A 21,697-nucleotide genomic window follows, 5' to 3' on the forward strand; every position below is an offset into this window, starting at 1 on the left:
GTATGACATCAAGCGCCGTGTATCTTGCGTGGTATAAACATTGGCGTCCAGAAACTGTCCACATATTTTATATTGTAACGTTTTAGAGAGGGAGAAACGTAATGGCAAACAAAATACTCATGGTCACTTATGATAATCAATTGCATAAATGCCATTTACCAGATCAAGAAAAAAAGGAAATGATAATTGGTAATAGCTGGTCAGATAATATAACTTTTTCCAACTTAGAGCAAACACATAAACTAATGTGGAATGGCAACGAGGCTTTTATTGGGGAAGCGAAATTAGAAAAACAACTGTCTCTCCCTGAAGCGGATCATCTGTTGGAATTATATTTGTTACATAGGGAAGAAACCAGATTCTATGACGCTGCAGGTGCAGAAACAATAACGGTTGGCACGCATTCATATGACGATATTATGCTACCTAATTCGTCTGTTGATTTCGTCTTGCACAGACAGGAAAATGGGTTTACTTTTCAGCTAGAAAATAATGGTGCAACCATTTTTCATAACTTTAAGGCTGTTGAAAAGCAAGCAGTCGTATGTCCTGGAGACCAATTATTTGTTGCTGGAACGATGTTTTGCGTAGGTGAAAAGGAATTACAAGTGATGACATCACATCTTGATTTTACAAGTAAGCTTGTGGAATTGGTAGAAGTGACTACTCCTTACAGCGGGGAGTATCCAGATTATCATCGTTCACCTAGAATTATTTATCGGGAACCTGAAGAAGATCGAACGATTGCTAAACCAGCACATAAGCCTTCAAAGCCTAGTGAACAATTGGCAAGAACGATCGTACCTCCAATAGTAATGGTTGTAGCACTGATTGTTATTTCACTAATTCAACCTAGAGGGGTTTACATCATCGTGATGCTATCGATAACCATTGTCACGATAATATTTTCGATTACTTCCTATGTGAAAAATGTTAAAAAATATAAAGCGGATATGAAACATCGTGAAGAGACATATAAAGCGTATTTGCAACGGAAAACGAAAGAACTGCACTTAGTAAGTGAGGAGCAACGCCACGCTTTATTTTATCATTATCCTGATATCGTAACGATTAGAGATATGGTTAGAAATATGGAGGCAAGAATTTATGAAAAAACCATGTATCAGCATGATTTCCTGCATTTTCGTGCGGGTTTAGGAACGGTTTCATCTAGCTTTAAAATTGACTTTAATGATGAAGAATTTACCCAAGAAAAGGATGAACTTATAGATCAAGCAAGAGAGCTTTTATCTCAATATAAAGAAATTGAAAATGTACCCGTTGTTACATCATTAACCAAAGGACCTGTTGGCTATATCGGTCATCGTCCGCTTGTGTTAGAGCAGTTGCAGTTATTAGTTACACAACTTGCATTATTTCATAGTTATCACGACGTGCAATTTATTACAATTTTTCCAGAAGAAGAAAAGCAAGAATGGGATTGGATGCGCTGGCTACCACATGCTAGTTTAAGAGATGTTAACGTGCGCGGGTTTATATATCACGAACGTTCTCGTGATCAAGTGTTGTATTCCTTGTACCAATTATTAAAAGAACGTAGACAAACCATAGAAGAGAAAACGAACAAAAATGAAAAGCTTTATTTTTCTCCCCATTATATCGTACTTATTACAGATGAGAAGATGATATTAGATCATATTATTATGGAATTTTTCAATGAAGATCTAAGTGAAATTGGCGTGTCCTTAGTATTTGTGCAAGATGTCATGCAGGCACTTCCAGAACATGTGAAAACGGTTATCGACATTCGTGATGCAAAGCATGGAAACATTTTATTAGAAGAAGGAGAATTAGTGAATAAAAAATTCCATCTGGATCATTATCCGGAAGGTTTTGATAAGGAAGAAATAACTCGTGCCTTGGCACCGGTCAATCATCTACAAAATCTAAAAAACTCTATACCTGAAAAAGTGACTTTTCTAGAAATGTATGATGTGGAAAATGTAACGGATTTAAACATTGAACATCGTTGGAAGGTGAATGAAACGTATAAAAGTTTAGCCGTTCCATTAGGTCTTCGGGGTAAAGAAGATATCGTTCAATTAAACTTACATGAGAAGGCTCATGGTCCACATGGTCTTGTTGCTGGTACAACTGGTTCAGGGAAATCTGAAATTATTCAGTCCTATATTTTGTCTTTAGGGATCAATTTTCATCCTTATGAAGTTGCCTTTTTACTCATAGATTATAAGGGCGGTGGAATGGCAAATTTATTTCATGACATGCCACATTTGTTAGGGACGATAACGAATTTGGATAAAGCGCAATCAATGCGGGCGCTCGCTTCGATAAAAGCAGAGCTGCAAAAACGTCAACGGCTATTTGGGGAGCATAATGTCAATCATATTAATCAATATCAGAAGCTTTACAAGCAAGGTAAAGCAAGCGAAGCAATGCCGCACTTATTTTTGATTTCGGACGAATTTGCAGAACTGAAATCCGAACAGCCAGATTTCATGAAAGAGCTTGTATCCACTGCGAGAATTGGGCGTTCTCTGGGCATCCATCTTATACTTGCAACACAAAAACCAAGTGGAGTTGTCGATGACCAAATTTGGTCGAACTCAAAATTTAAATTGGCGCTCAAAGTACAAAACGCGAGTGATTCGAATGAAATATTGAAAACACCTGATGCAGCGGAGATTACGTTACCAGGACGGGCATACTTGCAAGTTGGGAACAATGAAATTTATGAACTGTTTCAAAGTGCGTGGAGTGGTGCAGATTACGTGCCAGATAATGAAGATCATGAATTTATAGATACAACGGTTTATGCGATTAATGACTTAGGTCAATATGATATTCTTACCGAGGATTTAAGTGGATTGGCCAATAAACAAGATGTGGAGAAAAAACCAACTGAATTGGAAGCGGTGATTGATTACATTGCTACTTACACAGAAAAATGCCAAATTGATCCTCTTCCAAGACCATGGCTTCCGCCGTTACCAGAACGAATATTGCCAAAGGAAATACATGATGTTCATTTTAAAGAAGTGTGGCAAGAGGAAAGCAAGAAATCGCTAGTTGTTACATTAGGTTTACTAGACCAGCCAGAATTGCAATCGCAATCGCCACTTACGCTTGATTTAACGAAGCATGGACATATTGCTGTTTTTTCCAGCCCGGGCTACGGAAAATCAACGTTCTTGCAAACAGTTACTATGAATCTTGTGCATCAGCACCATCCCGAACATTTACATGTGTACTTACTAGATTTTGGTACCAATGGTTTATTACCGTTAAAAACGTTACCACATGTTGCGGATACGATGCTACTGGATGAGGAAGAGAAAGTAGCTAAATTCATCCGTCTTATGAGCAGTAAAATCAAGGAACGGAAACAGAAGTTAAGCAATTATGGCGTTGCAAGTATGGATATGTATGAAAAAGCGAGCGGAGATATAGTGGAAAATCAATTAATTGTTATTGATAACTATGATTCTGTCCGTGATGCAGCATTCTCTGATGAGTTCGAAAAGCTAATTACGCAAATTGCTAGAGAGGGTGCAAGTATTGGCATTCATCTAGCCATCAGTGCCGGACGACAAAGTGCCATGCGCATGCCGTTATTGTCGAATATTAAAACTCAAATTCCACTTTATTTAATTGAAGAAACCGAGGCTCGTGGAATTGTCGGTAGGACAGAGATTGAAATTGAAGAAATACCAGGAAGAGGGATGATTAAGCTGGACGAACCAGCATTATTCCAAACCATGCTTCCTGCAGAAGGTGAAGAGACATTAGCAATTATTGATGCGATTCAAGCAACTGCAAAAGAAATGGAAGCATTCTGGGATGGTGAATTACCAGAGGAAATTCCGATGATGCCTGAAGGAGTGGTTGACTTTGAGAAGTTTAAAAACAATAGAAAGACGAAACAGCTTGTAAAGGGAATGCAAGTCCCCCTAGGATTGGAATTTGAGGAAGTACAACCACTTGCTTTTGATCCAATCCAACATGGTCATTTAACTGTTGTAAGTGACCGGCAAGATGGTTTAGATAGATTACGTCAATCATTAGCAAAAAATGTGTCTCTTCTTTCTGGTTTTTATCAAACGATGTTAATTGATACGGCAGAACAACAACTGTCCGACATTGGAAAAAGCCTACATGCATATATATCTGAAAAAGAAGGAGTTATTTCTGTGAAAAATGATCTTATGACAGAAATTAACATCCGTACTAAACAGACAACGGGGGAGAATGTTAGGTGGCTTGTTCTTATTGCCGATGTAAAAGATTTTTGTGATCGTACTCAATTAGAAGTGGATGAAATAACCCTTCTAATAGAACAGGGCAAAAAGGCCGGCATCCATTTCATATTCATAGGGGATTACAGTTATATTGGACTGAGCTTTGAACAAGTTGCTAAGTATATACGTTCGCAAGCCATAGTAGGATTGATGAGTATGCGACTTGGCGATCAGGATATATTCAAGCAACCATTTATTAGACAGGAAAAATATCCAAACCCATTTGAATGTTATTTAGCAATGGATCATCAGCATACAAAATTGAAAATACCTGAATAAGGGGGAGTGAGGGATGAGCACATCATTAAGTCTTTTGCGGGAGCAGAGAAGGACTGTGTTACTTGGTATGAATAATGCAAGGAATGAAATATCAGTTTTGCAAGATAAGGTTAGCAGGTTACAGGAAGCTTCTAATACATTGGAAACTAATATTACACATTTAAGAACAACTAAAAAATCCATTGATCAGTTAGAGAAAGATGGCAGAAGATGGAGAGGAAATAATAAAGATACGTATGATAATAAGTATAGCTTATATAGAGATAGTATTCAGCAATATTTATCTAAATCGATGGATGCAAAAGAGACTATTGATAGTGATATTAGAAGGTATGAGGCCAATCAAGCTTCATATGCAGCAGGATTAAATAATCTGCAAAGCTCTCTCCATTCACTGGAGAGTCAAATAAGGGCAAAGGAAAGGGAGTAGATTAAATGGGGGAGCAAGTAGGTATAAACATAGAAGTTTTTCGGGAGAATGTTTCTAGGTTAAAAGCTGCTGTTTCCAATATAAACAGTAGTACTAATAAGAATTGGACTTTTGATAAAACGAATATTACGCCGTTTACTAATGATTTGGAAAATGCGGTTAAAGCAATGACTATACTGGAAAGATACGTAACTCTTTTAAGTAATGATATAGACACATTGAAAAATATAGGAGAAAGTATGAAAGAAAAAGATGAAGAGTTAAGTAAGGGAACGTCTAAGATAACTAGTGACTGATGGAACATTTATAACGAAAGGAGGGTTTAGATGGGGAATAAAGTGGATATATCAGAGGTTATCGAGTTTTCTAGTGACTTCCAAAAGGTATCTACTCATATTAAATCAAGTTTGAAAGAAATATCAACTAATATCGAACAAATTATTGGAATGGATACTTTCTCTGGAAAGGCAGCAAAGAACGCTAAAGGTTATTTCGATAGCTTCCATAAGCATGGAATTATTGAAGCACTTACTGAATTGTTTACCGACTTGAATCACAATCTAAAAGATCATTTAGAAGCATTTCATTCAAATGTAGATTCTCATGAGAATGCGATCATTCAAAGTGACTACTTAAACGATCAACAAATCAAAATAAATATAGATTATCAAAAGTTGAGGGATTTAGATGATCGTATTCAAAAAGCAATTCACAATGTTTCTGACATTACAAGTGCAGGTATTCCATCTTTTTATACGATTGTACAGGATGAAAAAGAAGTGGTTGAGACTATTACTGAATTAGAAGAGAATTTTAATTCGTTTACCAATGAAGGAAAATCACACAATTCCCAAACAAAGGCTTTAATAGAACATATTGAAAAGACAATGAACTCCGTTAAAGGATCTGCAGGTGTAGAAAGGTTTAGTGATTATAAAAACGACGAAAACTTTAAAAAGCTAAGTAGTTTAACCAGTACGTATCTTGCCCCTTCAATATCTGGGTATACCTCTTCAAAAGCAATAGCTAGAGCAGCTGAAAATGACGGGTTAAGCGTATCGAAATATGAAAAAAACGGAAGGATAACTTATCGTATTAATGCAAGCGAAGCAGCTTTAAAAGAATTAGGTATAAAACCGAATAAACATGCAAAATATTCACTATACCAAAGTGGCAAATCAGGAAGAGCAAAAACTCCTTTAAATTATTATGATAAGAAAACAGGAAAGCAAGTATGGTCTCCTGAGGGGAGAAATATAATTAAAGAATATCCCGAAATGAGAGCTTACAATGACAAGGCAACAAATTGGGATAAATTTAAAGCTGTTGGAAAATCAACAGTTCATGGAGCAAAAGACAATATAAGTGGTATAAATCCCAAAAATATACTGGGGAATGGGCATTTAAGAACTGCTGGAAAAGCGCTTGGACCACTTGGAGCAGGGTTAAGCTATTACAATAATTATAACGATGCTAGAGCAGATGGTTTAACAAGAGAAGAAGCATATTCTAGAGCTGCTGTAGACACAACAGTTGAAACTGCAATAAGCGGAGCTGTGCAAGCTGGTTTTACAGCTGCAGGGACTGCCTTTATTCCAATTCCAGGTGTCGGAACTGCAGTTGGAGCTGGGTTTGGTATAGCTTTTAACTGGGCATTGAATAAAAAATTAGGTAAAAGTGATAAGTCTTTAATGGATAGAGCGAAAGGTGCTTTTCATAAATTAAAAGATTGGTTCAGCTAGAAACAAGGGAGAGGAAATGTAAATGAAATTATTAGATCAATTACAAGAAGAAGATTTTGCTGTGTTAAGAAAGCCTTTAGAATCCGGTAGGCAAGGGCCAAATAATTTAGGGGCAATCTTGCTTTTGGCTGCTTGTTTGCAAGTATTAACTTTCATTGTAACGTATGTGGTTGTAGCAGATCAGTCTTATTATCCTTTTAAAAAGTACATTTTTTCTATCCATTTAATAATTACGATTGTTTTAATCATATTCTCTATTATGTATTCATTTTCAAAGATATATAAAAAAAGAGAGAAAACACAGTATTTGGTTACTATTTTAGTGTCACAAAATCTTTTTGGGGTATTTGCATATCTATTTACTATATTTATACTAGGAAGTGTAGACACAACAACAGCGTCTATGCTAACGGCGACCATTGTCACTCTTATACTAGGAATATTGATTTTCGTCTTTACTTGCGTGCGATTTTATAAATTATTACGAGCAGGGCATTATAAAGAAGGTTCTAAAAAAGGTGAAATAAGAGCGAGATTTGAAAAAAAATCTTTTATGCCTCTGGCAATATTTGGTGGGTTAGGAGCAGTATATTTAATTCAATTTTTGTCTAAAAACTTTTATTTTATTCACATCGATTATATATTTATAGGCATCCTTTGTTTAGCAATATTTTACACCATGCTTTTTGTGCTACCTGAACAATTAGTTATTCTTTATTGCAAAAAACGTTTTGAAAGTTTTAATTTTGATAAGGATGGGAATCTAAAGCCAATGGGATCGGAAAGGGAGGATGATTGATTTGCAATTTGAAACTCGCTCACTTATTTTTGATAATTTATTAATCTATGAAACAAGGCAGTTAAGAAAAAATTGGCAACAAGGTTTTTTCATTATGGAAGATTTTATACTTGCTGAAGGTATTTACCAAAATGGTCCCATATTTTTTTCGGTTTCTCCTGAAAAGAACGAAGATAAATTTGGTAAGTTCACATATTATTTGCCAATTAGCGAGCCTGTTAAGTTATCAGATGAAACCGACTTTCATTTCCAAGAGAAACTATATATTAAAGACGCTTTAGTTTTACGCCAGGCGGATCAAGCAACTGATTTCCATGCTGCTTATCAGCGAATTCAAGAATATGCTCATCTTCATGATGTACCAATAGATGCTACATTTTATTGTGTACTGTTGGAAGTATATGATGATTTTATCATTGATCTATATGTACCTTTCAATCATAGAGGTGAGGGGTCATGATTGTAGAACAACATCATATTGCTTATACAAATGTAGTTTCAAAATATTATCAGTTTGTACCTGAAGAAATTGATATAGCCATTAAAGATTTTCAATCTATTTTGGAAAAGGAAGGATACCATCCAGATGGTAGAATGTTATTTACTATTTTGAGCGACCCAACAAGTGAGGTTATGCAGGCAGAAATTTTTTTGCCAATTCTTGAAAGTAATTTTACAATTTCGGATGAAGAGCAGCAAGTATATTTTCATAGTTACTTTTCTGTCAAGCCAATGATAATGACACGCTTAATGGATGATTTTAAAGCAGCATCTCAAGTGAAGTTTTGGGAGCTAATGCACTATATAAGACAAAATGGATTGCAACAGAAAACCCCTGTGTTTGTAGAGTATAAGACTAGCCATATGGGAAGAAGATATGTGGAGATGAGTGTAGGAGTTTAAACGCAATAGCCATTGGGGAGGGAGAATGAATAATGAAAAGGTTTTTAATGCTAATCATGATTGCGCTTTTGTTTTTATTGGTTGCATGTAGTAATGATGCAAAGGAAATTGACTACAGTGAGAAGCAATCTGAAGATACAGAAGCGCAGGCGAAAACAGATAATGGAAATGAACAAAACACAAGTGAACATGATGGAGGTCAAATGCACGACTTACAATTGAAATTACAGAAACAGGACAAAGATGCGGGGATGACAATTCAAAATAATGAAATCTATACGGTTTTAGATGAAGCAATTAAAGCTGATCCCAAAATGGGAGTTCCAAATGATTTTAGCCTCTATCCGTTTGATATTTCAATTAACCCTGATGGAAGTCGATCCATTTTATTCCTGGCTATTAATCGACTAAAAGATTCTATGAAGAATATCAAATTTGATATGACATTTGGAAATCAAGAAGGAGAATACATATTTGAAAATATGGAGTTAGTGCTTACTGAAGAAGAGTTTGGCATCCTTCATGCTGATACCGCAATACCATTTATGCTGGATGTAACTCCACAACAGGAGCAAATGTTTAATCGTTTAACAAAAGATAACGTGTATATAGACATGGCTAATTTTGAAATGGATATAGAAAAGTAAGCATTTAAGCTATTATTAATAGACAGGAATTACTCTTTGTCTTGTTTATCCATTGGCTTGTTCAAATCAACCTTGAATAACGTTTCCATAAACCCAACTCCTCATCTAATTGTTATGGTGAAACAAGCAGTTTCTAAAAAATGATGAAAAATTCAAAAATATTAACCAAAGTATAACGGAACATAGTATGAAGTTCAAGAAGTAATTTTGAAAGGAGTTTTTGGAGGTTAAAAGGTGCGTTATCAAGTTCACAGCTATACAAGCTGCTGACATCAAAAGCTTAAAGATGTAGAACAATTTCGATATGTGATGGTATTTGAGTGATCCTAAAGTCCTTGTGAAATTGATCGAATAAATAAAATGTCATAGAAAATTGCTAAATATATACAAAAATGGCTTAACTCTAATGCTATGCTTATATAGAGTGAACAATGCTTTTATAAAACTATTCGACAGGAGTGAAGGCAATGAAAGCAGCAATTTGGTATGCAAAGAAGGATATTCGTGTTGAAGAAGTTAATGAACCAACAGTTCATGCAGGGGAAGTGAAAATTAAGGTAGCTTGGGCTGGTATTTGTGGAAGTGATCTCCATGAATATGTTGCTGGACCAATTATAATCCCGACGGAGGATCCTCATCCGTTAACAAAAAAAACGGCACCCGTTATTATGGGACATGAATTCGCTGGAGAGGTAGTAGAAGTTGGAAAAGATGTTACGCAAGTAACGGTAGGTGATCGAGTTACGGTGGAGCCGATGATCACTTGTGGGAAATGTAAAGCTTGTCGTCAAGGTCGTTACAATCTTTGTGAAGTCAATGCAGCCTTTGGTTTGTCTGGTGTTGGTGGAGGCTTTTCTGAGTATACCGTTGTTAATGAAGATATGGTTCATAAAATTCCTGAGCATATGAGCTATGAGTTAGCAGCTTTAGTTGAACCTACAGCAGTTGCCATGCATGCAGTAAAACTTAGTCACTTAAAAATTGGTGATACCGTCGCTGTTTTTGGAGCAGGGCCAATTGGGTTGTTAACGATACAAGCAAGCTTTCTAGCTGGAGCAAAAAAGGTATTTGCGATTGAATTATCAGAAGAGCGAAGAAAAGTTGCTACTAAGCTAGGGGCAGTGGCTATTCATCCAGCAGAGACAAATGTTGCGGAAGACATTATGAAGCAAACCAATGGAGAAGGTGCAGATGTTAGCTTTGAGGCTACAGGCGTTCCGGTAGTATTAGAACAAGCTGTCAACAGCACGAAAATGGGCGGAGAAATTGTTATTGAAAGTTTATGGGAATCCAAACCGGAATTGGATGCTAATAGCTTTGTTTTTAAAGAACTACATTTAGTCGGATCGATCGGTTATCGCAATATCTTCCCGACAGTGATTGAGTTAATAGCTGACGGCAAGCTTGATGTAATCGATTTAATAACGAAAAAAATTACATTAGATAACATCGTGGAGGAAGGGTTTGAATCTCTTCTTCAAGAAAAAGCGCAAGTGAAAATATTGATTGAACCTTAGGGAAACTTTAAAATCATATTTTAGCGCAGTTTGGAACAACTTCTTAAACATAGCAACCTCGCTTTATGAGTATACGGAAAGAAATCCCCAAAACGGGATAGCTAATAAATATAAACAACACCAGCTATTTATCTGGTGTTGTTTATGCATGTTTTTTTGTATAGCTACGATAATAAAAGAATCCAATGATCCCCCATAATCCCATAAAAAGGAGAGAAGGTGTACTTAGTTTCCCAGGTGATTGTGGGAGAATTAAAAGTAAAATAAAACTAATACTTATAATAATTCCTATGAACGTTAGCCATTGATCCCATTTTGTTGTCGCATACTTATAACTAATCAAGCATACGTAGAAATACGCAATAGCAGCTAAAAATGATGACATATCGACAATGTAAATAATCACTTCTCTGCCAAACCAAGGAGCAAGCAGACTGATTGCAGTGACAAATAGAACACTGTTTACTGGTACGGCGTTACGGGTCAGTTTCTTATATTTAGGGTGACATAGCTTATAAACGGATAACGAAGCTAGTAATCGGCTGCTACTAATCATGAATCCATTAATTCCTCCAGATACAGCAGTCATTAGGGCAATAATCAATAACAGAAATCCGATGCTTCCAACATGGGTTAAAACTGCTTCGCCAAGGGCCCAATCTAATTGTTTTGCTTGATCAGGAGAAAATGCAAGGGCAGTTACAATTGTTAATATACTGTACGCAACTACTCCAGAAAAAACGGAAAGAATGGCTATCCATGTCGCTTTTTCAGGTTTGAATTTTAACTGAGTTGCTACTTGAGGAATAATATCAAATCCCACAAATAGAAACGGAATGATGGCAACGACTTTGGCTATTTCTGAAAGGTTAAACGTATAGTTTTTTATATAATTCGTGGAAATAGTAGCTGAACCAGTATCAAAAAGCATGGCAATAAAAACAATGACAATATTAATGATTAAAAATAATACCATTACGTTTTGAACATTGGAGCTTTTCCGTAAGCCTCTGATATTTAGAATGGCAAATAATATAAGTACGATGCTTGCTATTAGTACTTCCGATAAATATACAGGGTACCCAGCAATATCGTAAAGATAGAACCATTCTACGTTCGTTCCAAATAATATTTTAACAATTAAAACAAAAGCTGTGGCATTCAAAGGGACGATGCTTAAATAACAAAGGATTAAAGACCAGCCAACAATAAAGCCATGCATTTTCCCTAGGTTTTTAAACGTATAAGAAAAGCCGCCTCCATCTTCAGCGTGTTGCTGCATCATAATATGATAACCCTTTTGAATGAAAATAATGGCAAATCCGCCTAACAGTAAACCAATCGTTGCATTAATAACGCCAGACTCTGGAAGAAATTTAATGCCGGGAAGCGTAAATGCTCCCCAGCCGATAATAGAACCTAATACTAAGCTTAATATATCAAAGCGATTTAATGTCGTTTTCATAACGTTTTATCGTTACTTAAAGTTATACGCAGTGACGATTTTTTCTCTTCCAGTTACTTGGTCATTATAATACTCATATAAGCAGATTCCTAGAAAAGATCCTGATATATTATACACATTTGTATAGCCCAAGTGCTGTAATGCCATCACTGCATTATAGCTACGCTGTGCAGAACGACAGTGCACGTATACAGGCTCGTTTTGTGGGATTTCATCTAGTCGATCTCTAAATTCGCTTAAAGGTATGTTCACTGCATTTTTCAAATGACCGCGTTCGTATTCATGTTTTTCTCTAGCGTCCATAATAAAAGCGTTATTTTCTACTAATTCACGTACTTTTGTTACCGGAACTTGCTTGAATTCGCCGTTTAAACGATTGAGCGCAACTAATGCTGCAAAGTTAACAACATCTTTCGCTGTTCCGAACATTGGAGAATAACAAAGCTCCAACTCTTTTAAATCTTCTAATGTTCCACCCATCGTAATCATCGTCGCAATGACGTCGACGCGTTTATCAACGTTGCCTTTGCCAATGGCTTGGGCACCGAGTATTTTTCCTGTTGGATATTCATAAATTAATTTAAAATGAATTGGATGACTTTCCGGCATTAAGCCAACTTTATCATTTGGAATAATATAAACAAAATCATAAGAAATACCCGCATTTTTAGCTTCTTTTTCATTTAACCCAGTAGCCGCAGCATTTAAATCGAACACATGGATACAAGAAGAACCAATGACTCCCGTGTTGCGATGTGGAATTCGGTTCATATGATCAGCAGCAGCTCGAGCTTGACGTTGCGCAGGTCCTGCTAGAGCTAGTCTAGTAGGCTTGTGGGTCTGTTTATGATACACCTCAATGGCATCTCCAACTGCATATATATCAGAATCGTTTGTGACGTAATTATGATCTACTTTAATGCCGCTAGTTTGTCCGATTTCAAGCCCAGCTTGCTCTGCTAAAGTAGTTTCTGGTTTCACACCAATAGCAAGCACGACAGCGTCTGCTGCTAGTTTTTTACCAGATTGCAGTTCAATTTCATTTGTTTCTATTTTTGCTAAGCCATCATCTACAACTAAGTTCACACCTTGATCGATCATTTCTTTATGCAAGATTTGCGCCATATCGTAATCGAAAGGAGCCATAACTTGATTACTGAATTCAATTAACGATACGTCCAATCCAGCTAAGCGAAGATTTTCTGCAACTTCGATACCAATAAATCCACCACCAATGACAGCTACTTGCTTTACGGTATCTTGTTTGACATATGCATCTAATTTAGCAATATCAACTACGTTTCGTACGGTAAATACATGGTCCATTTCTGTTCCAGGTATAGAAGGAACAATAGGGTTTGCTCCAGGAGAGAGGACGAGTTTATCATAACTCTCATCGTAACTTTCTCCAGTTAGCACATTTTTCACTGTAATCGTTTTATTTCTACGATTAATAGAAATCACGTCACTATTTACACGTGCCTCGATATTGTATTGTTTTTTGAATTGGACTGGGTTCATTAGTACAAGATCATCGCTATTTTCAACAATGCCACTTAAGTGAAATGGCAATGCACAGTTTGAAAAGGACACATGAGGGCCTCGCTCAAACATAATCACTTCAGCGTGTTCGTCTAATCTTCTTGCTCTTGCTGCAGCTGAAGCGCCACCGGCAACACCGCCGATAACAACAATTTTTTTATTCATGTTCATTCTCCTTTTTACACATAGTACAATGCATTATTCAAATACTACTTTTATTTGTGAATTAGATAACATTTAAGTCTAAAGCAATCATACCAAAAAAATTACTTTTTGTACATATACCCGTATCGGTAATTTCTGTGTCGTTATAAAAATTTAAATTTTGCTCACAAATACTAATTTTTTAGTACTACATGAAGTATAGATCTTTGGATTTATTGTTTTAAGCTTTTAATATAAAAGCTTGGGCGATAGCCAAGTAAAAACATAGGCTCCTTCAAAAAATGGATGATTAAAATAAACGTTTAGCTAGCATATTACCGATAATACCGCCTAATGCTAAAAAGATAAAGAATATCCAACCTGATAGGGAGAAGTTTGCAATTGGAGTAAATAATGCTCCGACATTACATCCATTGGCAAGTCTTGTGCCAAGTCCCATAGTAATCCCACCTAAAGCAAATAGAGCTGCTTCTCTCTTTTGAATATGAGCACCTTGTAAAAACATTGTTTTCATTTTCCCAGCTGTTAATAAATAGATAACCGTTCCTACTAAGATACCAAAGTTTTGGACAGATACTGGATGCTCGAAGAAAGGCAATACAAACGGGTCAGCTGACATTTTGGTAAAGGAAGCAACGGATTCTGGCGAAACTCCTAAGAACATTACTATTTTTCCAAACCAAATACCAAACGGAGTAGAAGCTCCCCAGCCAGCTTTTGTAACGCCCATTAGTAATACGAATAATACGCTAATTACAATTGCTCCTTGTTTCAGAGACCATGGTTTAATAAAAACACGGTTGTAAGTTGCTTGGCTGAATAGCTTATAATCTTTACTATCAAATGTATCTGGTTGCTCTTGTAATTTTTCTGTTTCATGTTCCATATATCGATTTTGTTGCTTTCTTTTTCTTTCATAACGATAGGCAAAATAGACGGTTATCCCACAGAAGAGTGCAGTAAGTAAAATAGATCCAACATATCCGTTTAGACCATCCCATTTAAAAAGATCCGGTAAGAATACGCCGCCTTGTAATTGGCTCCCTATAGAGGTAGAAAACCATGAATCAGAAACCCAACTAGCCGTATGCTGAATTGGAAATCCAATAAAAATGCCAATACCAAAAAATAAAAGGGTGATTAGTGCTCTAGGAAAACCTGTCGCTAAATCGGTTAACACACCTGACGCACAGCATGAAGAGAAGGCCATGCCAAATCCAAACAATAACCCACCTGCAATTAAACCAACATTAATTGGGTTAATCCATAAATCGTAGTTTGTAGGGTTAGAATACAATAAAAATGTAGTCGTTGCTAAAGTAGTAACAAAAAACATTAATGCCATAGCTCGAAGCAATTTTGTTGAACCAGTGGCATAAGCGCGATTAATGCTTCCAGCAAAACCGGTATAAGCACGTGTTAACGTATACCCAAGCCCCACCCCAATGAGTAGTCTAAAAAATAACATATCTGTCTTTAGAAGTACGCTGCCTAAAATAAAAACGGATATAATAGCAACAATTCCTAATACGTACTCTAATTTTAGCAACTGATTACTTTGGATCGATTGCTGTTTTTTTATTTCTGCTTCCATAAGTAAAACCCCTTCCTTTTAAATGTGAATTATTTCACATTATTATTATATAGATAGGGGGGTAATTTTTCAAGACAATAACCCTTACATTCAATAATTGTTCATATGTTACCAAGCAATTCCTATAGGATTGTGCGTGAAAGAAAAACAGCATGCTATATAAGCATACTGTTCACGATTGTTCATACATAAAGGGAAGAAAATGCTCAAATATACGTAGCATACTTTATGCAGCTCGTTTTCGTTCTGATTTATCAACAACTGTCGCTCCAACGATATCTCCAATGACATTTGAAGCAGTACCAGCCATTCCAATTAACGCATCTACTCCGGCAATTAAAGCGACGATTTCAAGTGGTAGGCCGAACATGCCTAGTACAGCTGATAAGGTTACTAAGCCTGCTGCAGGTACGCCTGCTGTCCCTATGGATAGAAGAGTACCGATCATAATAATGACTAGAAAATCTGTCGGCGAGAGGCTTAAATTAGTAATATTTGCTGCAAATACCAATGAAACACCCATCCTTAACGCCCCACCGTCGGAATTGAAAACAGCACCGAGTGGAAGTGCAAAGTTAGCTGTTGTTTCCGAAATGCCTGCTTTTTTAGCTGAATTTATGGCAATAGGGAGGGAGGCAATACTACTAGATGTAAAGAATGCAGTGGTATAGGCTTCCTTCGTTTGCTTAAAGAAAGAAATGACAGGAACGTTGGCCAATTTTAAAAAGCCTGCATATACGAATATCCATAATAGTAAAATACCTAAATAAAAAACCGCCGTAAATTTTAATAACAATTGGAATGTGTCCCAACCTTGGCTTCCAAATGCAGTTGCACTAATAGCAAAAATTCCAATTGGGGCGTATAACAAGACTCCTTGCAAAATCTTGTAAAACATTTCATTGAGCGCGGTGAAAAAAGTATTTAATAAGTCACCGTATTCTTTCATTTTTTTGTCATTCGCATAGCGCATGGTAGAAATAGCAATTCCCATAATGACAGCAATAAATAAGATAGCCATGAGATCTCCAGATGTAAATGCAGTGAAAATATTTTTAGGCACAATTTGTAACAGTATATCTGAAAAGCTTGGTGTTTCAGGTTCTTCCACTTGCGTGTCTGGAAGCGTTAAGCTTGTACCTGGGTTGATCCATAAAGCTAATGCGAGGCCTAACAACACAGCGGCTGCAGTCGTAACCATGTAATATAGCATTAATTTGCCACCCATACGACCGAGTTGATGAATTTTCATTTTATTTACTGCAAGCACCACTGTCAGGAAGATAACAGGAATAGCGACTAAACTTAGCAAGTGAATGAGCAACGTACCTAATGGTTCGAGTATATCTGTCTGATCTTGAAATATTACTCCGATAATGATTCCAGCAATGAAAGCTATAGTCATTTTAATGACAAATGAAGTCTGTTTATATTTTTTCCAGATATGCATAGTTAATAATCGCCTTCTTTATTTTAGATTTTCCTAATAAACATGTGCAAGGCTCCCTGCATGATCATAGATCATATCCTTGTGGAATGAAAGAAACCCGCCACTAAAAAGTTTGTACTTTCTATCGTACCAAAAAACAGCAGAGGTGACACCTTACAGAACTTCAGAACTTAAGTTAAACCCTGAAAATATTTTAAAAAATGCCCAATGGATGTATCTAGCTGTGCTGTTTATCTTAGTAAATATAAGAACAGCTACAATGCACCATGGATTTTTAAGTGCTCGTTTAGTACTCCTTGCTTGTAAGAAACAATAAAACACTCGGCTTACCATTCAAGCTTTATGGAAAAAAACGTGTTTGTTTTGCTTATATAATTCTTTAAATTTTATACTCTCCTATAGCGTAAAAAGGGATAAGTCAATATATATAATACCAATAAATATATAATTTGAAACATATATTGAAAAAACTGTGACGAATAAACATTTTTCTACTTTTGTCATCGCTTTTCCTATGAATTTAGGTATAATAGGTTGGAAAGCGAGGAGAGATATGTGAAAAAGCTTTTATATTTTATTATTGTTGTTTCATTTATTGATACGTTTATTCAATTGCCTATCATAACTCCATATGCAAAAAGTCTTGGGGCTTCAAATATATTAACAGGTGCAATTGTAGCTGTTTATTCATTAACAAACATGTTCGGCAATATATTAGGTGGACACTGGATTGACAAGTATGGCCGAAAGCGCATGCTGTTTATTGGTATGATCTCGGTTACGGTTATTTTACTGTTATATCCACTTGCTGCCACAGGTACTCAGTTATTTATTATTCGATTATTACATGGACTTGCTGGTGGTTTTTTAATTCCTTCTGCTTTTGCGTATGTAGGTGACCAGACGAGGGTTGGTTCTAGAGGAAAAGCCATGGCCTTTACAGGCGCAGCGATTGGAATTGCAGCCATTGTAGGACCAGCTGTTGGTGGTGCTTTAGCTGCTCGCGGGCAGATAGAGTATGTGTTTCTATTCGTAGCAGGGTTGTTTTTCATGACGTCTTTTCTAGTCCTTCGCTATTTAGAAGAATCATTTATTTCCAGAGATAGATCCAAAGTTCATGTCAAGCATTTCATTCCATTATTAAAAAACCCTTTATTATTGCAAGCCTCCCTAGCAGCGTTTGCTTTAATGATTAGTAATGGAACATTGGCGTTTGCTTTACCTTTAAAGGTGGAAGCGATTGGGTTGAATGCTAGTGCAACTGGAGCATTGTTAAGCACATTTGGAATTATGGCAATTATAGTATTCTTAACTCCTATTAATCGAATTTATGATCGAGCGCAACCGTTGACTTTAGTTGGTGGGGGGATTTTATTAATAGGAATTTCGATGTTATTTTTAAGTTACATTACACAATTTTGGTTAGGAATTTTAACAATGATTGTGTATGGAATCGGGTTTGCACTTGTTTTTCCTTCCATGAACCGTATGGTAGCAGAAAGTTCTACTAAAACAGACCGCGGAAAAGCATATGGCATATTTTATGCATTTTTTTCATTAGGAGTTGTCGCTGGCTCTTCTATCTCCGGAGCAATTGCCGAGTGGTGGGGGATACCGTTTATTTTTACAGCCTTTGTGATGCTTGTCGTTTGCACCATTCTTTTTGTTATTGATCGTATTCAAAAAAGTAAAAGACATTAATTTAGTAGACTAATAGGATAAAATATCCGCGGATAAAATGGTTATCTTCCCGCGGATATTTTTAATACTATGAGTATAAAAACTTTAACGGTTTATCATATCGAAAAATGAGCCTAGCCATACACTTGTAATAAACGATAGATAGAGATAAAAGAGAGGTCACCCTTAGAGGCACCAAGAATTTCCCCTTCATTCCACTGTACGGCTAGAGTGATTCGTTGTTTGCTAAAACATACGTAAGTTTCTGCTAGTCATGTATATCTGTTTCAGCAATTTTATCACTTTCAATCGTAAACAACTCTTTTAAAGACAATTCATGTTTGCTCGCATAGGTACGAACAAGGCATTCTCCAACACAATATCCTAGCATTTTTGGGTACAAATGTGATCCATACAGTAAGTGGTAGTATGTTTTTGATTCTGGCTCTAGTTCTTTTTTTGGTGCAATGTATTTGTTCCAAAACCGATGTAATACATCATCGCTATATTTTCCAATATAACTAGCTGTATGCTCTACACCAAGCCGTTTGTAAACAGCGTATTCTGCCATTCCTTCTAAAATAATCGTATCTAATAACGTATACTTACTTTCTGGTTTATTATATTTTGTCAACCGGCAAACATGGTTGTACTCATGTGTTAAGAGCGCTCGAATCTCCATTTTAGTATTCCACTCAGATAGAAATAAGAAAATTTTATCGTTAAAGCTTAGCCCGGCCTTTCCATTAAATTCTTTCCTTAATTTATAGTTCGCAGTATCAGATGGAAGAATAAAAATAGGAATGTTATCTCCTTCCCAATCATGTTGCAACTGTTGATAATCTTTTGCAACTATTTTCCATGTATTTGCCTCCTGCATCTTCTGTATTTGTTTTTTGGTTACTGCTGAACGACTCATGCCGAATATTGTCAGATGATGGAGAACGTCTTCTGCTTTCGCATTAGGAAAATATTTTTTTAATCGTTTGGCAATTTGGAGTGGTTGGTTATCGTCATGCAGCAGCCATTTATCCGTACGAATAACCCCCGCCATTTTTTCTGCACCTCCTTTGGAAAAAGTCACTTTGATAGCATATGCATGTCGGAAGAAATAGGGACTTGTATCGCATGTAATGAGAGGCGCATATATTAAATGCGTGGAGGTGAAGGTGTGAATTATTTGGAAAGTTTGGCTAAGCTTGGAGTAGGCGGCGCCCATCCAGGAGGGCTAAAGTTAACAAAAGAAATAGTAGCACAGCAATCTATTGATCATACAACTAAATTACTCGATATTGGGTGTGGCACAGGACAGACGGCGGCTTTTATCGCGAATCAATATGCATGTTCTGTTACAGCAATGGATATCCATCCGATCATGGTGGAAAAAGCTAAGCAGAGATTTCTAGATGGCGAAGTTCCCATTTCCGTCGTTCAAGGTAATATAGAGCAGATGTGTTGGAATGAGCAGTTTGATATTGTTCTTTCGGAATCTGTTTTAGCATTTACAAATATATCAAAATCGTTAGCTTCTATTAGGAATGTTTTAAAATCTAATGGATGTTTCCTAGCTGTTGAAATAATGGTTGATGAAAGTGTGGGAGAGAGTGATAAGCATGCAATCGCATCATTTTATGGGTTCCGTCATTTATTAACAGAAACAGAATGGCGTGCAAAACTCTCTCATTCTAGTTTTAAGCAAATTAATATTGAACAACCGAGCCTAAATCCATTACCTATAACGATAGATGAAGCACAAGATTTTCATTTTTCAAATTCAGAGATAGATGAGGCATTAGATATACTGCATCAGCACCAAGCGTTGACGAAGAGGTATAAAGAGAAGCTTCCATATGCCGTATTTCGTTGCACGAAATAAAAGCACCAGTAAACTTGGCGATCAAACCATGTTGCACACAAGAAGTTGCTTGTTACGCTGTAATGATATGTTTTAAATGGCACTAGTGGGAAAGGAGCATAGTGTGGTACTTAAAAGTTTAAAATTTCAATAGGATCTAGCCTTACTGGAATATAACTCTTCAATCAGTAGGCTTTTTTCTTTATTACAGGGTGTTATTTGCATCCATCCATAAAAGCAAGATCGTGCTTCGATTTGTAAGTAATAGGATTATTAGAATAAGAATGACATTCTACATCCAGATAGGAACATCGTGTAAAATGAAAACTGGTTTGATGTTAGAATTTGCTTTATACTAAAATGGAAGGCAAATCATTGATACATAAATGGTTTTAAGGTATGTATTTTATTATAGAAAACTAGGTGAGAGCGAGTTACTATATATTATGAAACGAACGCCACGCTAGGATAAGCTTTTTTGCACTATAGGAAAATATAAAACCTCTATGGTTTATAGTATAAGCAAAGCGACATTATCGCCATAAAGACGTAGCGATTTTCTAAATCAGATTGCTTAAGTACTTCTAAATGTATTTCAGCTAAAAATACGCTTGTATACGGGGAGGAGTTTTTAACGATGAAATTTTTTCATACAGCAGATTGGCATCTTGGTAAGCTTGTGCAAGGCGTATATATGACCAATGATCAAAAATATATTATAAAAAAATTTATTCAAGCTGTTGAAGAGGAACAGCCTGATGCTGTCATTATTGCAGGAGATTTGTATGATCGAGCAGTACCGCCTACAGAAGCTGTACATTTATTAGATGAAACGTTAGATAAAATCGTCTTAGAGCTAAATATACCGGTTCTTGCAATTGCGGGTAACCATGATAGTCCAAGCAGGCTTGATTTTGGAAGTAAAATATTGCGTGAAAATGGTTTGCATATTGCAGGGAACCTCTCAGAACCAATTAGGCCAGTAGTCTTACATGATGCGTATGGAGAAGTCCATGTCTACCTCATTCCCTACTGTGACCCAAGTATTGTACGCCATGTTTTTGGTAATGATACCGTTCGGACGCATAATGATGCCATGAAAATAATTATTCAACATATAGAAGCATCCATGGATCCAAATGCCAGGCATGTATTTGTAGGACATGCTTTTGTGACCCCTTATGGGGAAAGCGAGGCGAATACTAGTGAATCAGAAAGACCGTTGTCTATAGGAGGATCTGAATACGTAGAAGCTGATTTGTTTCATAGCTTTCACTATACTGCCTTAGGTCACCTTCATCAAGCGCATTATGTCAAAAGAAAAGAGATTCGTTATGCAGGTTCTCCTTTAA

Annotated in this window: 17 protein-coding genes; 12 read left to right on the forward strand and 5 right to left on the reverse strand. The window is 36.4% G+C overall.

Features of this window, described 5'->3' with window-relative positions; translation table 11 throughout:
• Window positions 1-101 precede the first annotated feature (101 nt).
• The 9 genes from essC to HLX49_RS06380 all read left to right on the forward strand — a co-directional run bounded on the left by essC (window position 102) and on the right by HLX49_RS06380 (window position 10,594).
• Window positions 102-4,556: a type VII secretion protein EssC gene (essC, locus tag HLX49_RS06340; RefSeq protein WP_296361036.1), complete on the forward strand. Its 4,455-nt coding sequence runs from the start codon at window positions 102-104 to the stop codon at window positions 4,554-4,556.
• A gap of 13 nt (window positions 4,557-4,569) precedes the next feature.
• Complete coding sequence (locus tag HLX49_RS06345; protein ID WP_077704674.1) at window positions 4,570-4,986, forward strand: YwqH-like family protein; 417 nt, start codon at window positions 4,570-4,572, stop codon at window positions 4,984-4,986.
• 5 nt (window positions 4,987-4,991) lie between these two features.
• Window positions 4,992-5,282 (forward strand): TIGR04197 family type VII secretion effector, encoded by a 291-nt coding sequence (locus tag HLX49_RS06350; protein ID WP_101934102.1) that lies wholly within the window; start codon window positions 4,992-4,994, stop codon window positions 5,280-5,282.
• A 30-nt stretch (window positions 5,283-5,312) separates the two neighbouring features.
• Window positions 5,313-6,728: a T7SS effector LXG polymorphic toxin gene (locus HLX49_RS06355; RefSeq protein ID WP_077704669.1), complete on the forward strand. Its 1,416-nt coding sequence runs from the start codon at window positions 5,313-5,315 to the stop codon at window positions 6,726-6,728.
• A 22-nt stretch (window positions 6,729-6,750) separates the two neighbouring features.
• Window positions 6,751-7,527 carry a hypothetical protein gene (locus tag HLX49_RS06360; RefSeq protein ID WP_077704666.1) on the forward strand — a complete coding sequence of 259 codons (777 nt, stop codon included), beginning with the start codon at window positions 6,751-6,753 and terminating at the stop codon, window positions 7,525-7,527.
• A gap of 1 nt (window position 7,528) precedes the next feature.
• Window positions 7,529-7,987: a hypothetical protein gene (locus HLX49_RS06365; protein WP_077704663.1), complete on the forward strand. Its 459-nt coding sequence runs from the start codon at window positions 7,529-7,531 to the stop codon at window positions 7,985-7,987.
• Window positions 7,984-8,430, forward strand: coding sequence for a DUF5085 family protein (locus tag HLX49_RS06370; protein ID WP_077704661.1), 447 nt, complete (start codon window positions 7,984-7,986; stop codon window positions 8,428-8,430). Before HLX49_RS06365 ends, HLX49_RS06370 begins: the two co-directional genes overlap by 4 nt.
• A 32-nt stretch (window positions 8,431-8,462) precedes the next feature.
• The gene (locus HLX49_RS06375; protein WP_296361037.1) at window positions 8,463-9,077 is read left to right on the forward strand and encodes a hypothetical protein; all 615 of its coding nucleotides are present in this window, start codon (window positions 8,463-8,465) and stop codon (window positions 9,075-9,077) included.
• 467 nt (window positions 9,078-9,544) lie between these two features.
• Complete coding sequence (locus HLX49_RS06380) at window positions 9,545-10,594, forward strand: 2,3-butanediol dehydrogenase (RefSeq protein ID WP_101934098.1); 1,050 nt, start codon at window positions 9,545-9,547, stop codon at window positions 10,592-10,594.
• Between the two features lie 142 nt (window positions 10,595-10,736).
• Here HLX49_RS06380 and HLX49_RS06385 read toward each other — a convergent pair whose 3' ends face one another.
• The 4 genes from HLX49_RS06385 to HLX49_RS06400 all read right to left on the reverse strand — a co-directional run bounded on the left by HLX49_RS06385 (window position 10,737) and on the right by HLX49_RS06400 (window position 16,810).
• Entirely contained in the window at window positions 10,737-12,059 is a 1,323-nt protein-coding gene (locus tag HLX49_RS06385) for an APC family permease (protein ID WP_101934097.1), read from the reverse strand.
• 12 nt (window positions 12,060-12,071) lie between these two features.
• The gene (locus tag HLX49_RS06390; RefSeq protein ID WP_077704638.1) at window positions 12,072-13,766 is read right to left on the reverse strand and encodes an FAD-dependent oxidoreductase; all 1,695 of its coding nucleotides are present in this window, start codon (window positions 13,764-13,766) and stop codon (window positions 12,072-12,074) included.
• 289 nt (window positions 13,767-14,055) lie between these two features.
• Window positions 14,056-15,360: a YeeE/YedE family protein gene (locus HLX49_RS06395; protein ID WP_296361038.1), complete on the reverse strand. Its 1,305-nt coding sequence runs from the start codon at window positions 15,358-15,360 to the stop codon at window positions 14,056-14,058.
• A gap of 226 nt (window positions 15,361-15,586) precedes the next feature.
• The gene (locus HLX49_RS06400; protein ID WP_296361039.1) at window positions 15,587-16,810 is read right to left on the reverse strand and encodes a dicarboxylate/amino acid:cation symporter; all 1,224 of its coding nucleotides are present in this window, start codon (window positions 16,808-16,810) and stop codon (window positions 15,587-15,589) included.
• A gap of 555 nt (window positions 16,811-17,365) precedes the next feature.
• On the opposite strand from HLX49_RS06400, the gene HLX49_RS06405 reads away from it, so the two are divergent.
• Window positions 17,366-18,511, forward strand: coding sequence for an MFS transporter (locus HLX49_RS06405; RefSeq protein WP_077704631.1), 1,146 nt, complete (start codon window positions 17,366-17,368; stop codon window positions 18,509-18,511).
• Between the two features lie 247 nt (window positions 18,512-18,758).
• Here the strand turns inward: HLX49_RS06405 and HLX49_RS06410 are convergent, their stop codons facing one another.
• Window positions 18,759-19,544, reverse strand: a complete 786-nt coding sequence (locus HLX49_RS06410; protein ID WP_296361040.1) for a DUF2268 domain-containing putative Zn-dependent protease — start codon at window positions 19,542-19,544, stop codon at window positions 18,759-18,761.
• A 117-nt stretch (window positions 19,545-19,661) separates the two neighbouring features.
• Between HLX49_RS06410 and HLX49_RS06415 the strand changes: the two genes are divergently transcribed.
• The gene (locus HLX49_RS06415) at window positions 19,662-20,366 is read left to right on the forward strand and encodes a class I SAM-dependent methyltransferase (RefSeq protein ID WP_296361041.1); all 705 of its coding nucleotides are present in this window, start codon (window positions 19,662-19,664) and stop codon (window positions 20,364-20,366) included.
• 616 nt (window positions 20,367-20,982) lie between these two features.
• A partial coding sequence (locus HLX49_RS06420; RefSeq protein WP_296361042.1) for a metallophosphoesterase family protein occupies window positions 20,983-21,697 on the forward strand: 715 nt, incomplete at its 3' end.

The sequence above is a fragment of the Virgibacillus sp. genome, assembly GCF_013393565.1.
GTDB classification, from domain to species: domain Bacteria; phylum Bacillota; class Bacilli; order Bacillales; family Amphibacillaceae; genus Virgibacillus; species Virgibacillus dokdonensis.

Coding starts and splice junctions, on each gene's coding strand:
- HLX49_RS06375 (WP_296361037.1), top strand. CDS start 8,463: ATGAAAAGGTTTTTAATGCTAATCATGATTGCGCTTTTGTTTTTATTG.
- HLX49_RS06385 (WP_101934097.1), bottom strand. CDS start 12,059: ATGAAAACGACATTAAATCGCTTTGATATATTAAGCTTAGTATTAGGT.
- HLX49_RS06380 (WP_101934098.1), top strand. CDS start 9,545: ATGAAAGCAGCAATTTGGTATGCAAAGAAGGATATTCGTGTTGAAGAA.
- essC (WP_296361036.1), top strand. CDS start 102: ATGGCAAACAAAATACTCATGGTCACTTATGATAATCAATTGCATAAA.
- HLX49_RS06390 (WP_077704638.1), bottom strand. CDS start 13,766: ATGAATAAAAAAATTGTTGTTATCGGCGGTGTTGCCGGTGGCGCTTCA.
- HLX49_RS06395 (WP_296361038.1), bottom strand. CDS start 15,360: ATGGAAGCAGAAATAAAAAAACAGCAATCGATCCAAAGTAATCAGTTG.
- HLX49_RS06360 (WP_077704666.1), top strand. CDS start 6,751: ATGAAATTATTAGATCAATTACAAGAAGAAGATTTTGCTGTGTTAAGA.
- HLX49_RS06410 (WP_296361040.1), bottom strand. CDS start 19,544: ATGGCGGGGGTTATTCGTACGGATAAATGGCTGCTGCATGACGATAAC.
- HLX49_RS06345 (WP_077704674.1), top strand. CDS start 4,570: ATGAGCACATCATTAAGTCTTTTGCGGGAGCAGAGAAGGACTGTGTTA.
- HLX49_RS06350 (WP_101934102.1), top strand. CDS start 4,992: ATGGGGGAGCAAGTAGGTATAAACATAGAAGTTTTTCGGGAGAATGTT.
- HLX49_RS06400 (WP_296361039.1), bottom strand. CDS start 16,810: ATGCATATCTGGAAAAAATATAAACAGACTTCATTTGTCATTAAAATG.
- HLX49_RS06370 (WP_077704661.1), top strand. CDS start 7,984: ATGATTGTAGAACAACATCATATTGCTTATACAAATGTAGTTTCAAAA.
- HLX49_RS06355 (WP_077704669.1), top strand. CDS start 5,313: ATGGGGAATAAAGTGGATATATCAGAGGTTATCGAGTTTTCTAGTGAC.